This window comes from Flavobacteriaceae bacterium GSB9 (assembly GCA_022749295.1).
Classification (GTDB): Bacteria; Bacteroidota; Bacteroidia; order Flavobacteriales; family Flavobacteriaceae; genus Flavisericum.
The window spans coordinates 141,744-154,418 of the sequence record CP062007.1 but is presented as its reverse complement, the minus strand read 5'-3'; the positions used below and the strand labels follow the sequence as shown (position 1 = coordinate 154,418).

Annotated in this window: 11 protein-coding genes; 1 reads left to right on the top strand and 10 read right to left on the bottom strand. The window is 36.9% G+C overall.

All coding sequences use genetic code 11. The annotated features are described in order from the left end of the window. Positions 1-83: 83 nt before the first annotated feature. On the bottom strand, positions 84-836 hold the full coding sequence (locus GSB9_00149) for a GDSL-type esterase/lipase family protein (protein UKM63606.1): 753 nt from the start codon (positions 834-836) through the stop codon (positions 84-86). Positions 837-1,008: 172 nt separating this feature from the next. Here GSB9_00149 and GSB9_00148 point away from each other — a divergent pair, with 172 nt between their 5' ends. After that, on the top strand, positions 1,009-2,694 hold the full coding sequence (locus GSB9_00148; protein UKM63605.1) for a CehA/McbA family metallohydrolase: 1,686 nt from the start codon (positions 1,009-1,011) through the stop codon (positions 2,692-2,694). A gap of 227 nt (positions 2,695-2,921) precedes the next feature. On the opposite strand, the gene GSB9_00146 is transcribed toward GSB9_00148, so the two are convergent. From GSB9_00146 to coaBC, 9 genes are all read right to left on the bottom strand, one after another. Beyond that, positions 2,922-3,626 (bottom strand): response regulator transcription factor, encoded by a 705-nt coding sequence (locus GSB9_00146; GenBank protein ID UKM63603.1) that lies wholly within the window; start codon positions 3,624-3,626, stop codon positions 2,922-2,924. 3 nt (positions 3,627-3,629) lie between these two features. Beyond that, positions 3,630-5,162 (bottom strand): HAMP domain-containing histidine kinase, encoded by a 1,533-nt coding sequence (locus GSB9_00145; GenBank protein UKM63602.2) that lies wholly within the window; start codon positions 5,160-5,162, stop codon positions 3,630-3,632. Between the two features lie 106 nt (positions 5,163-5,268). Then, positions 5,269-5,853: a dephospho-CoA kinase gene (gene coaE, locus GSB9_00144; GenBank protein ID UKM63601.2), complete on the bottom strand. Its 585-nt coding sequence runs from the start codon at positions 5,851-5,853 to the stop codon at positions 5,269-5,271. After that, on the bottom strand, positions 5,850-6,809 hold the full coding sequence (locus tag GSB9_00143; GenBank protein UKM63600.1) for a YbbR-like domain-containing protein: 960 nt from the start codon (positions 6,807-6,809) through the stop codon (positions 5,850-5,852). Before GSB9_00143 ends, coaE begins: the two co-directional genes overlap by 4 nt. After that, positions 6,806-7,813, bottom strand: coding sequence for a glycosyltransferase (locus tag GSB9_00142; protein UKM63599.1), 1,008 nt, complete (start codon positions 7,811-7,813; stop codon positions 6,806-6,808). The genes GSB9_00143 and GSB9_00142 overlap by 4 nt, the downstream gene beginning before the upstream one ends. 65 nt (positions 7,814-7,878) lie before the next feature. Next, positions 7,879-8,697 carry an SDR family oxidoreductase gene (locus GSB9_00141; GenBank protein ID UKM63598.1) on the bottom strand — a complete coding sequence of 273 codons (819 nt, stop codon included), beginning with the start codon at positions 8,695-8,697 and terminating at the stop codon, positions 7,879-7,881. Between the two features lie 85 nt (positions 8,698-8,782). Continuing rightward, positions 8,783-10,435: a DNA repair protein RecN gene (gene recN, locus GSB9_00140; protein UKM63597.1), complete on the bottom strand. Its 1,653-nt coding sequence runs from the start codon at positions 10,433-10,435 to the stop codon at positions 8,783-8,785. 55 nt (positions 10,436-10,490) lie between these two features. Continuing rightward, positions 10,491-11,378, bottom strand: a complete 888-nt coding sequence (locus GSB9_00139) for a DUF4835 family protein (GenBank protein ID UKM63596.1) — start codon at positions 11,376-11,378, stop codon at positions 10,491-10,493. Next, a complete protein-coding gene (gene coaBC / locus GSB9_00138; GenBank protein ID UKM63595.1) occupies positions 11,371-12,582 on the bottom strand; it encodes a bifunctional phosphopantothenoylcysteine decarboxylase/phosphopantothenate--cysteine ligase CoaBC in 1,212 nt (403 codons plus the stop codon). Before coaBC ends, GSB9_00139 begins: the two co-directional genes overlap by 8 nt. Positions 12,583-12,675 lie beyond the last annotated feature (93 nt).

Below are 12,675 nucleotides of genomic sequence, written 5' to 3'. Positions count from 1 at the left end.
TGTAATAAAATTTCCTTTTTGTCATGCTGAACTTGTTTTGCATCTCATTAAGAATGACAAATAATTGCAAAAATTTTTATTCACTAATCCTGAGCCGCTTCCAATTTCTGAACTTCTTGAACCATGTTTTTCTTTTCGAGAACCTCAAATATTAGTTTAGCCATTTTATTGGCCCCTTCCGGATTGGGGTGCAGGTAGTCTGGAAAAAGCTCAATATGATCAATAAATGGCGTATGAAAATCTATTAAAATAGCATCCCTTTTTTTAGAAACCGTTTCAATTTTTGGAATGATACTGTTTACCATAATGCTATCATTATGTTTCTTTCCCCAAGTATCGCCACCATATCGGTGCCCTTTCCAGATTGGTGGTGGCGAGCCAATAATAAATTTCATATTTGGGTTTTTTGATTTTAAGGTATCAATCATAGATAGGTAATCACCTAAAAATTCATGTCCTATTTTCGACCATAAATCAGGCGGGCTATCGTTGGTTCCCAACAAAATAAAACATATATCGGGTGCCCATTTTAAGGCTTCACTAAATTTTGGTTCTTTCCAAATAGGTTTTGGTGCATTCTTTAACATATTCCGTCCAGACAAGCCGTAGTTATTTACTACACAAGTGTCGCCATAAGTTTTAACAAGAAGGTTTCTTAATTGCGACGGGTAACAATCTTCAGCTGGATTAGCCAAATGAGACCCCTGAGTAATGCTATTACCTATACAAGCGATTTTCACCTTGTCTTGGGCATGTAACAACATATTGAAAAATAAAAAGACAACTAAGCTAAAGCCAATTAAACGACTGTTGTTGAAGCAAGTGAATTGTTTCATAAATAAAGAATTTTAAAAAACTGTGTTGTTAACGAAAATAACGATTTACTTTGAGTTTAATGACTTGACTTTGTAAAAGATTTCAACTACCTTCGTTTAACGACGGATATAAGTCATTAAAACGACTCATATTCTTAAAGTTATAGTCAATATTTCCCTTGCACCATTTAATATGAATACCATCCAATTATCAAAACTAGTCTCGTGTGTAGTATTCCAATTATGTTGCATATCCCTTCAAGCGCAAAATGGAAGACTGAGTCTAAGGATTCTGGATGATACGGGGACAGAAACAGCCGCCAGGGTTCAGATTAAAGACAATGAAAATAATTTCTACATTGCAGAAGATGCGTTGATTGCGGGTGGTGATTGCGACATGAGCGATAAAGGAGCCCAGTTAACTGATATTGAATCTATATTAAAGTTGTTCAACAAAGAAATTGCTAATCCTTATTTCAACTCATTTCAGTTCTATTCTGATGGATCTTCCTCCATTACCCAATTACCGGAGACTGTTTATATCATGGCCTTCAAAGGTTCAGAGTTCATTGCATCGATAGATACGGTGAAACTTATTCCAGATTCAAACACTACCCATACTATCCAGTTATCGCGATGGACAAATATGCGTAATCGAAACTGGTACAGTGCTGATGACCATTTGCATATACCGCGCCCTATTGCTGAAATGAACCCTCACATTTCCAAAATAATGCAGGCAGAGGATATACATATAGGAAATCTATTGCAGTCAGGAAAAGTCAAGAATTTTAAAATGGCTGAACAATATGCCTTTGGATCGGAAAGCATTTATGAAGAAAATGGATACCTTTTGGCAGGTGGTCAGGAAAACCCTAGAACTCACATTTTAGGTCATACGATTTCATTAGGTGCAGAAAAGGCTCTATTCAATTTAGAGAAGTACATGGTCTATCGGTTGATTTGGGAAGAATCCTTAGAGTATGGAGGTCTCAATGGATTTGCTCACGCATGGAGTGATGAAGCGGCCGGTCCCTCTCCCCAGGTTGGTATGGCCATCGTACTTCCGCATGACCTGATGCACTTTATCGAGGTACTGCAATTCAATCGAAGCGATTACCGTAGTTGGTATGACGTCCTCAACCTCGGGTTTAAGGTGACCCCAACTGCGGGTACAGATTATCCTTGTGCTGATCAGTCAATCCCCGGTCATGAACGTTTTTATACAAAAGTGGATGGAGACTTCACATTCGAAAACTGGCTAAAAGGCATTGAAAAGGGTAGGACTTTTGTCACCACCGGACCTGTCTTGGATTTTCAAGTGAATGGACAAGAAATGGGTAGTGATCTTGAGTTGAAAGTTGGCGATAGCATATCCGTCTCAGGATGGGTGAAATTTGATACTACAGCTGACAATCTGAACTTTATTGAAATTATTGAAAATGGTCGAGTAATAAAAAAAATTTCACGGGTAAGTACTTCTGACTCATTGAGTTTCGAGTTCTTGCATACTGTTAAAACCTCAGGTTGGTTGGCCCTGCGTGGATATGGTGATAAGATTCAAGAAAATTTATATCCTTTTCCCGCTCATCTGGATATTCTAAAAGCTACCACTAACTTTCATTCAGCCCCAATTTACCTGGATATTATGGGCCAACAAAATCCCGAAACCTCAGCAACTGCAAGTAGTTGGTTACAACGTATTCTTGACCTAAAAAGAATGCTGGAACCTCAGAATCTTGAGTTTCTGGCTGAAAAGATCATGAATCCTTGGCACGGGGTTACAGAGGATGTTTTACTGAGCAGCAAAGAAACACTTATTGAAGATTTGGACTATGCAGAGCAATTCTTTCGAGGGTTGATTAAAGGTAAAGAATAAATGACTATAACTATAACAAGTGCTAAAATGAATATGCGAACTGAGCTCTCTGGTATGATAAAGCGAAACAGAAATTTCAGCACTTCTAGAGTAAACGGGGCGCCTGCCTTGTCGGCTGGCAGGCATACTCATTTTAGCTTGACGTTAAACGAAACGCCAAAAATTAATTATAAAACAAAAAAAATCCAGCCAAAAGCTGGATTTTTAATATTTAAAACAATATAATTTTACTCATTAACCACCAATCTAAAGCCTTCACCGTGAATGTTTAGAATTTCAACCTTTGGGTCTGGCTTTAGGTATTTACGCAATTTGGCGATATATACGTCCATACTACGCGAGGTAAAATAGTTGTCGTCGCGCCAAATTTTGGTTAATGCCAATTCGCGGGGCATCAAGTCGTTTTCGTGCAATGCCAACAAACGCAACAGTTCATTTTCCTTTGGCGATAGTTTTACAGGTTCTCCCCCATCAAAGCGTAAGAAACGAAGTTTGGAATTTAAATCGAATTTTCCAATTTTAAATTCAAACTGTTTGCTGTCCGAAATGGTTTCGGTTGCTTTTCTTTGAATAATGGCCTTAATTTTCATTAATAGAACTTCACTATCAAAAGGTTTATTTAAATAATCATCTGCCCCTACTTTATACCCTTTCAAAACATCTTCTTTCATCGTTTTAGCGGTTAAAAATATAATAGGAACGTCGTTATTTTTTTCTCGAATTTCCTTAGCTAAGGTAAAGCCATCTTTGTACGGCATCATCACATCGAGGATGCATAAATCGAAATCATCTTTCTTGAACTTTTCAAAGCCTTCCATACCATTTTTGGCATGGGTAACTTCGTAATCGTTCATCATTAAATAATCTTTAAGTACGGTACCGAAGTTGGGATCGTCCTCAACCAATAATATTCTTTTTTTTGGATCTTCCATAGTTTACGATATTAGCGGAAGCTTGATTATAAATGTGCTTCCTTTGTCTTTTTCACTTTCTACTGATACGTGACCTTGGTGGTCTTCCACAATACGCTTAACATAAGCCAAGCCTAAACCGTGGCCTTTAACATTGTGGATATTTCCGGTGTGCTCTCTGTAAAATTTTTCGAACACACGTTTGGCAGCAGCCTTACTCATACCGCTACCGTGGTCTTTAACCTTTAGAATAATGTTGTTGCCAACATTTTCGGTATAGACCTCAATTTTTGGTGCATCTGGAGAATACTTAATGGCATTATCCAGCATATTAACTATAACATTGGTAAAGTGTGTTTCGTTGGCCAAAACCGAAGACTGCTCGGCATCCAAGAAGGTTTTTATATAGCCTTGACGGTCTTCAACAATAAGTTCTACATGGGTAATGGCATCTTCGATGAGCTCATGTAAATCTACTCTATCTTTACTTATGTTTAGTTCGTTTTTTTCTAGTTTAGATATTCTCAACACGTTTTCAACCTGGGCATGCATGCGTTTGTTTTCTTCCTTTATCATGGAGAGGTAGCGCATCACTTTATCTTTATCTTCAATAACCTTTGGATTCCTAATTGCATCTAACGCTAAGTTTATCGTTGCTATGGGCGTTTTAAACTCGTGCGTCATGTTGTTGATGAAATCGGTTTTAATTTCTGAAATTTTTCGCTGTTTTACCAACTGCATCAAAGCACTGCCATAGGCTAAAATAATAATTGAAGTAAAGACCACCGATAATAAAATCATCCCGATGATTGATGAAAATATAAATTTCCGGTCATCAGGAAAGTTAACCAATAGCCTGTAAAGGCTTCGGTTGTTTTCATCATAAAAAATAGGTACGCCAAAGGTAGAATTAGCCAAGTTCTCAAAATTTTCGCTTTTTACTTTGGTAGCCAAATCGTTACCGTATATAGCAAATTCGAAATCTATGTTGATACCATATTTTTTTAGCCTTTCGGAAAGCAAGTTTTCTATCTCTTCCTTAGAAACCCTTTTATAAATTGGTCTGGTTTTAAAAAGGGCTTTAAAATCCTTTTCAAAACTCAACTTTTGAGCCTCTTCAAAGGCTCCCTTTCTTGCTATACTTGTTATGGGACTTTTCAAGTCTCTATCAGAAGAACCTAAATCTTTATAAATCTCGGTAGTGGAACTCCCAATAATATTTTTTATATCAAGGCTATCTAAACCAATGTCAAAGAGCGAAGAAGAAAGTTTATAGCTTTCTTCTAGTATATTACTTTTGTAAATTAGTGTTTCTTTAGTGCTATTATTTTTTTGATAAATAAGCAACTGCGAAATAGCATCTTCATCAGTCTTTTTTTCTTTATCCAGTCTTAAATATTCAGAAAAGTACTTCTCGAACTCATTTTCCTCAATGGTGTTAGATACGTTATTAAGTACCGCAACCACATTAGATTTAAAACGCTCTTTTTCGTTCTGTACCGAGTCGTTTATGTAATAAGCCTGAATAGCAATAATACCGATGAGCGATAAACTCATTAATATTATCAGCAGGACAAATAATTTTTTGCTCATCATTCAAATTTAACATTTTAACATTTAGAAAACTGAGGTTTTAACCTAATGTTAACAAAAATGTTAAAATTTAAGAATTTTTAAGAATTTCTTGGTGAATGCGCAATACCTGAGCTTTAGTATCGTCTAAATTTACATTATTGATAACAAAATTAGAGCGTTTGGTTTTTTCTTCATCGGTCCATTGATTCTTCATAATGGCCTCAATTTTTTCTTTTGAAGTATCATCCCGATCCAATAAACGCTTTATTCTTACCGCTTTTGGTGCTACTACCGTAATAACGAGATCGCATGCTTTATCGCCACCATTTTCAAATAAAATAGCTACTTCTTTTATCACATAAGGGGCATCTTGTTTAAAGATCCACTTATTAAAATGTTTGGCCACACGTGGGTGTACAATGGCGTTCATTTTTTCTAAAAAAGACTTATCGTTGAAAATAATATTGGCAATAAAAGGCCTGTTGAGCTCGCCATTTCTATAAGCGTCTTTGCCAAAAAGGTGCGTAAGTTCGCGTTTAATAACCGGTGAACAGTTCATTAGTTTTTTGGCCTCTTCATCGGCTATGTAAACCGGAACACCCAATTGTTCAAATTGTTTTGCTACGGTTGTTTTTCCGCTACCAATACCTCCTGTAAGCCCTACTATCATTATTTTGTTATTATAAATTCTATGTGTTTCTGATTCACTTTGGCATTCTTGACTGTTTCTGGCCATTTAACCAATTCTGGTATTAAAAACGACTGGTTTTGTGCTGCTTTGGTATAATCGCAAACCACTTTAAAATCTTTTGCCGTAACGTTTGCAAAATCACTTAAGCTTACATAATACGACACGCCAACAGTTTTCGGGAAGTATTTTAAGGTTATTTCTTGAGGCACATTTATCATGGTAATAGGAATTTTTAAAGTGCCCTCGGTAAACTTATCCACTTTAGCTTTTAAGTCAACTTTGGTTTCAGAGAATTTTAAATTGGCTTTTTCGTCAGGCAATTTCAACGTAACGGTCTTGTTTACATCGGTACGAACATCTACCATAGTTAAGGGTTCAGTTTCTAAAAAATTAATTTTTGAAACTATAATATTAGGGCCTATTACCGTAATGGAATCTGGTTCTGAAGCCACTTTGCCTGCTAAATCGTACCCCAAACTGAACTTAATATCGGTATTGACCTTAACAGGAACCTTTTTTATCAAATTAACGCCATACCGAAACCTTAGTGTATCGGGCGACAAATTCAGCAAATCTACCTCTTTATCAAACTGTGTGTTTTCTAAAAAAGCCTTGCTTTTGGTCCATTCAAAAACAGCGTCTTTCTTATACACATCCTCAGTGAAATCTATCTTAATCTTTGGGCGATAAAAAGCATATTTCATCCATTTAAAACCATGGGTCTTTAAGGTAATATTGAGATTCACCGAATCGTTTAAAATCACGTATTTATCCGGTACATTTGTCTTTTCAATTCGAAAGGACACCGTATGTGTATATTCTTTTGAAAGCTTTGTAAAAATTAGAATAATAAAAGCCAATAACAAAAAGAGCACAAAAACGTTGATACGCTTGCTTTTAATGGAAGATAGTATACCCTTTTTTATTTTTTTTATCATGTTCTTTTAAAAAATAATTTAGGAAAATGCCTTTCAGGGTTTTTATTTAAAACTGCAACCGCCCAAGTCGATTTTAAAAACCCATAACCATACCCCAAAAATTGCACCAAAATAACAGCTATCGACAATAAGGCTACTACCAAACTACTGGTACTCAATAAGGCTAAAATAAACGCCAAAGCAAAATACACGACATAAATTTTAAATAGCCCATTTATTTGAAACCACAAAAGCACCAAAGACAATACCAAGCCTAAAATAAAAAAAGCTGGAAACCAATACGTGATTTTTGAGGTTGATGGATGCCAAGCGTTTAAAATAGGACGTACCAGTCCGAATTTGTGTACTTGTTTATAAAATGTACTCCATGAAATGCGGCGCTTATGAAACACATATGCTTCGGGAATCAGTTTGGTTTTAAAGCCCAAATCCCAAAGCCTAATGGTTAAATCGGGGTCTTCACCGGGATGTATGCGGCCAAAGCCGTTTGAAGCCTCAAACGCTTTTTTTGATAACCCCATGTTAAAACTTCGGGGTTGGAATTTATCCACGCTGTTTTTACTTCCGCGAATACCTCCTGTAGTAATAAACGAAGTCATTGAAAAATTGATGGCTTTCTGCAAATTGGTGAAAGACTCGTGCGCTGCATCTGGCCCGCCAAAACAATCTACATAATCGGCTTCGAGGCTTTTTTTAACCGCGTTTAAATATTGTGGCGGCAAAATGCAATCGGAATCCAAAATGATAAAATAATTACCTTTGGCGCGTTTCATACCATAGTTTCTGGAATCGCCTGGACCTGAATTTTCTTTATAGAAATAGGAAATATTCAATGTTTCGGAAAAGGCTTCAACCACAGTTTTTGATGATTGTTCGGAGCCATCTTCAACAATTACGATTTCAAAATCGGTATCGCCTTCCAAAACACTAAAACTTTGCAACAATTCCTGAATTTCATCAGGACGATTGTACACGGGTATTATGAATGAAAAATCTAAATTCATTGTACAAATGTAACAAAAAAAGCCACCTTAAAAAGGTGGCTTTAACTATATAGTTGAAAGTGTTTTTACTCATCCTCACCCATAAAAGTACTCATTACGGCATCACTAACCCCCATGTTACTAAAACCACCATCGTTATAAAGATTTTGTAAGGTAACGCGTTTGGTTAAATCGCTAAACAGGGTTACGGTATAGTTGGCGCAATCCATAGCTGTTGCATTGCCTAGTGGCGACATTTTATCGGCGTAAGCAATAAAACCGTCAAAGCCTTTTACACCACTACCAGCTGTTGTTGGTGTTGGTGATTGCGAAATGGTATTAACACGTACGTTTTTATCCCTTCCGAAGAAATACCCAAAACTACGCGCAATACTTTCCAAATACGCTTTATTATCGGCCATATCGTTATAATCTGGGAACACGCGTTGCGCTGCCATATAAGTTAAGGCTACAATGCTCCCCCACTCGTTCATCGCATCTTTTTTATACAACGTTTGCATAACCTTGTGGAAAGACATTGCAGAAACATCGGTACCCTTTTGTGTCCAATCATAATTTTGGTCGGTATAGTGTTTTCCTTTTCTAACGTTAATGGACATCCCGATAGAGTGTAAAACAAAATCGATTTTGCCACCCAAAATTTCCATAGATTTTTCGATTAAATTCTCCAAATCCTCCAAAGAAGTGGCATCAGCAGGAATAATCTCGGAACCTGTTTTTTCGGCCAATTCATTAATTTGTCCCATGCGCATGGCAACAGGTGCATTAGTCAAAACAAACGTTCCGCCTTCTTCATGCACGCGCTCTGCGGTTTTCCAAGCGATAGAATTAGAATCTAAAGCCCCAAAAATGATTCCTCTTTTTCCTTTTAATAAATTATACATGCGTAGTGTTTTATATGTTGATTAGTTTTATGAATATTGAGTGGGTAAAGATAGTATTTATTTATGTTTTAAATATAGCAAAGTTTTAATTAAGCAGTTCCTTAGCATGTGCAATAGCCGAAGACGATATATCTTTTCCGCCTAGCATTTGCGCTATTTCAACGATACGCTCATCATGGTTAAGCTTTATTAAATTGGTTTGGGTAACCTCGTTAACATCTTCTTTAAACACTTTATAATGCGAATGCCCTTTTGCAGCAATTTGAGGCAAATGCGTGATAGAGAACACTTGCATGGTTTTACTCATTTCGAGCATGATATCTCCCATTTTATTTGAAATTTCACCAGAAACGCCTGTATCAATTTCATCGAACATAATGGTTGGTAGTTGAATGTATTTTGCCAAAACCGATTTTATAGCCAGCATAATCCTGGAAAGCTCTCCACCTGAAGCCGCTTTTTTTAGCTCATTAAAACTACCGCCTTTATTAGCTGAAAACAGAAATGACAACTCGTCCTTTCCATTAGATAAAAATGTGGTACCCAAACCAGCCTCTATTTTAAACTGGGCGTTGGGCATACCCAAGCTGGCCAAAATGCTCTCCAATTGTTTTATTAACTTCGGAATAACTTCCGTACGTTTTTTATGAATGTCTTCAGCAATGGCATCCAATTGGTTGGCCTTTGTTGCAATTTCGGCTTCCTTTTTTTCAATATTGCCATCTAAATTTTCTGTAACCGATACTTTGTCTTCCAACTCATTTTTAATGGCTATCAATTCTGAAACATTTGCCGCAGTATGTTTCTGCATCAAATTGTGCAAAAGTTTTAATTTGGCATCAACAACCTCTAAGCGCTGTGGATCGGCATCCATGGCTTCCTGTAAATTGTTCACTTCGCCAAAAAGATCGTCCATTTCAATTAAGCTGCTGTTGGCACGATTGAACAATTCTTCATATTTTGATGAATACCCAGATAGTTTTTGAAAGGTGTTTTTTAAAGTGGTTAACGATGAAAGCAGACCAATTTCATCCTCGCTCAATAATTGGTATGCCTCGCCAAGCCTTTCCTTAATGCCTTCAATATTGTTGAGGGTTTCGTATTCTTCCTCTAGTTGTTCCAATTCGTCTTCAATCAAATTGGCTTCTACCAACTCATTTAATAAAAACACATTGTAATCGTGTTCCTTTATGGCTTCCGCCTTTGACGATATAAGTTCGTCAAGTTCTTTTTTTAGCTTTTTATAGCTTTTATACTCCGTTTTGTATTGCTGTAATTTGCTTTCATTTTTTGCTAAAGCATCAATCACCTGAAATTGAAATTCGTTACTGGTAAGCTCCAGGGTTTGGTGCTGCGAATGGATATCAATCAACCGTTCGCCTAGCAATTGCAATCCGCTTAAATTTACGGGCGAATCGTTTACAAAGGCTCTCGATTTTCCGGAGGGTAAAATTTCACGACGGATGATGGTCTGTTCCTCAAAATCGAAATCCTGCTCCTTAAAAAGCGTTTTCAGATTGTAGTTTGAAATATTGAAAACCGCCTCGATTATACATTTTTCCGAAGCATCTTTTAAGCTGCTTAAATCGGCACGCTTTCCTAAAATCAAAGACAGGCCGCCCAATAAAATGGACTTTCCCGCTCCGGTTTCACCTGTAATGATCGAAAAGCCATCGTTAAATTCGATTTGCAAATTATCGATTAAGGCGTAATTTTTTATTGAAAGTGATGTTAGCATATTTTTGTTTGCAGTAATTAACTTCAGGCTTACTTCTTAAAACTTCCAGCTAAAATCAATATTTAATATTCTGCCATTTGCTACTGTGCATGGGCGCTACTTTTTGCAACGTCTCCTTCACACTGGCAATATCTACGCTAGGGCCATCAGTAAAAATTTGTTCAATTTCGTCAGCCTTTGCATCAAAAAAGGTACGGAGTAAAAATGAATTAGGACGCCGGCTGTTCATTGCCTGAAAACTTTCTAAAGCCGATGCTATTTCGTCTTTTCCTTCCTTTATGTTATCGCTCATAACATCCAAGCCATTGCGGTGATAATCATATAGCACATCGCGATATTCTTTAAATGTTGGCGACAATACATTATCAATCAGTGCAAAGCGGCTTTGTAAGCCGTCTTCTACTTTCCAACCTTTAAAATTGCCCTGTTGTGAATAGTTGGTAATAATCTGTGCTTGTTTGTAATATTCGTCGCCTCCATGTTGTTCAAATGTATCGGCATCCAAAGCTAAAATCATATAAACATGATAGGCTAATATCGAAACTAGGTTCGATTCGAACTGCGACGGATTGTAAATTAAATTCTGATATTCTAAATACCGAAAGCTAAAATCTTTATCGTTCAAATTATATACGGGCGTACTAAATGACGACCCATAAACGGGGCGCGACGATTGCACCTGCAAAGTCCCTTGAAAAGTTTCACCGCTGTAATTGCTAATATTGAGAACCATACTGCAATTAATTCGCTCTTGAGGCTTAACCGTTTGGTTGGTCCATTTTGTATTGTTTATAAACTCGGTAAGTTCTTTTTCCAGTGTTTTAAAAATAGGGAAGTTTTCGTTTCCCGTTTGTTCGGCGTTTACCACCAAATTACAATTCAATTCTTGGGAAAATCCGCTTACGAAAAAACAAAAAGCTAATAAAAACAGTATGTTACGCATCAATTTCAGATATAATTTTATTCATTAAATCGGTAGCCACTTCGGCCTTCGATTTCAATTCAAACTCAGTAATTTGGTCTTTATTGTCAATAAAGGTAACTTTATTGGTATCACTTTTAAAACCTGCTCCTTTATCGTTCAACGAATTTAACACAATTAAGTTTAAATTTTTCTTTTTTAATTTTCCTTTTGCGTTTTCGAGTTCATTTTGGGTTTCTAAAGCAAAACCAACTAAATATTGAGATTTTTTAATGTTGCCTAAAGAAGCCAGAATGTCTTTGGTTTTCGTTAGCTCTAATGTTAACGTATCGGTTTTCTTTTTTATTTTCTGTTGGGCGACTTCTTTTGGTGTAAAATCGGCCACAGCCGCCGATAGGATGGCCACATCAACGGTTTCAAAATATTTATGTACTGCATCGTACATGTCTTGGGCACTTGTTACTGGAACAACATTAATTAAGCTATGTGACACCTTTTGATGTGTTGGCCCTGAAACTAAAATCACCTTTGCTCCTAAATTGGCTGCTGATTTAGCAATTTCAAAACCCATTTTTCCACTGGAATGATTTCCAATAAACCGCACCGGATCTATAGCTTCGTAAGTTGGACCGGCCGTAATCAAAATTGTTTTATTTCTTAGTGGAAGCTGATCTAAAACATGATTTTCAATAAACGCTACAATATCCTCGGGTTCTGCCATTCTGCCCTCACCCACCAATCCGCTGGCCAATTCACCACTAGCGGCAGGAATCATTACATTTTTGTAACTATTTAATACCTCGAAAGAGCGCAACGTACTTTTATGTTTGTACATATCTAAATCCATCGCTGGTGCATAATACACGGGGCATTTGGCAGACAAATACGTGGCGAGCAATAAATTGTCGCAGACACCATTGGCCATTTTCGACAACGTATTGGCAGTAGCTGGGGCAATCACAAATAAATCGGCCCACAGGCCTAAATCGACATGGTTGTTCCAAACGGCATTATCGCCTTCATCATTGTTAAACGACGAATACACAGGATGTTTTGATAAAGTGGATAAGGTTAAAGGCGTTATAAAATCTTTGGCTGCAGGTGTCATTACAACCTTTACATGAGCTCCCGATTTTACAAACAACCTAACCAGCGAAGCTGTTTTATAAGCGGCGATGCCTCCCGTTATTCCCAAAAGTATGTTCTTTCCGCTTAAAATACTCATAAAAAATAGCTTGACAATATTAACCCAACAAACTCCAAAGCCATTTTATTAAAACGGTTTTGGAGTTTGTAAAATGGTGTTTAAATTTAGAAA

Excerpts from the sequence above, each read along its gene's own strand:
- GSB9_00149 (UKM63606.1), bottom strand. The coding sequence starts at position 836 with ATGAAACAATTCACTTGCTTCAACAACAGTCGTTTAATTGGCTTTAGC.
- GSB9_00143 (UKM63600.1), bottom strand. The coding sequence starts at position 6,809 with ATGATAAAAAAAATAAAAAAGGGTATACTATCTTCCATTAAAAGCAAG.
- recN (UKM63597.1), bottom strand. The coding sequence starts at position 10,435 with ATGCTAACATCACTTTCAATAAAAAATTACGCCTTAATCGATAATTTG.
- GSB9_00145 (UKM63602.2), bottom strand. The coding sequence starts at position 5,162 with ATGAGTTTATCGCTCATCGGTATTATTGCTATTCAGGCTTATTACATA.
- GSB9_00148 (UKM63605.1), top strand. The coding sequence starts at position 1,009 with ATGAATACCATCCAATTATCAAAACTAGTCTCGTGTGTAGTATTCCAA.
- GSB9_00141 (UKM63598.1), bottom strand. The coding sequence starts at position 8,697 with ATGTATAATTTATTAAAAGGAAAAAGAGGAATCATTTTTGGGGCTTTA.
- GSB9_00139 (UKM63596.1), bottom strand. The coding sequence starts at position 11,378 with ATGCGTAACATACTGTTTTTATTAGCTTTTTGTTTTTTCGTAAGCGGA.
- GSB9_00146 (UKM63603.1), bottom strand. The coding sequence starts at position 3,626 with ATGGAAGATCCAAAAAAAAGAATATTATTGGTTGAGGACGATCCCAAC.
- coaBC (UKM63595.1), bottom strand. The coding sequence starts at position 12,582 with ATGAGTATTTTAAGCGGAAAGAACATACTTTTGGGAATAACGGGAGGC.
- GSB9_00142 (UKM63599.1), bottom strand. The coding sequence starts at position 7,813 with ATGAATTTAGATTTTTCATTCATAATACCCGTGTACAATCGTCCTGAT.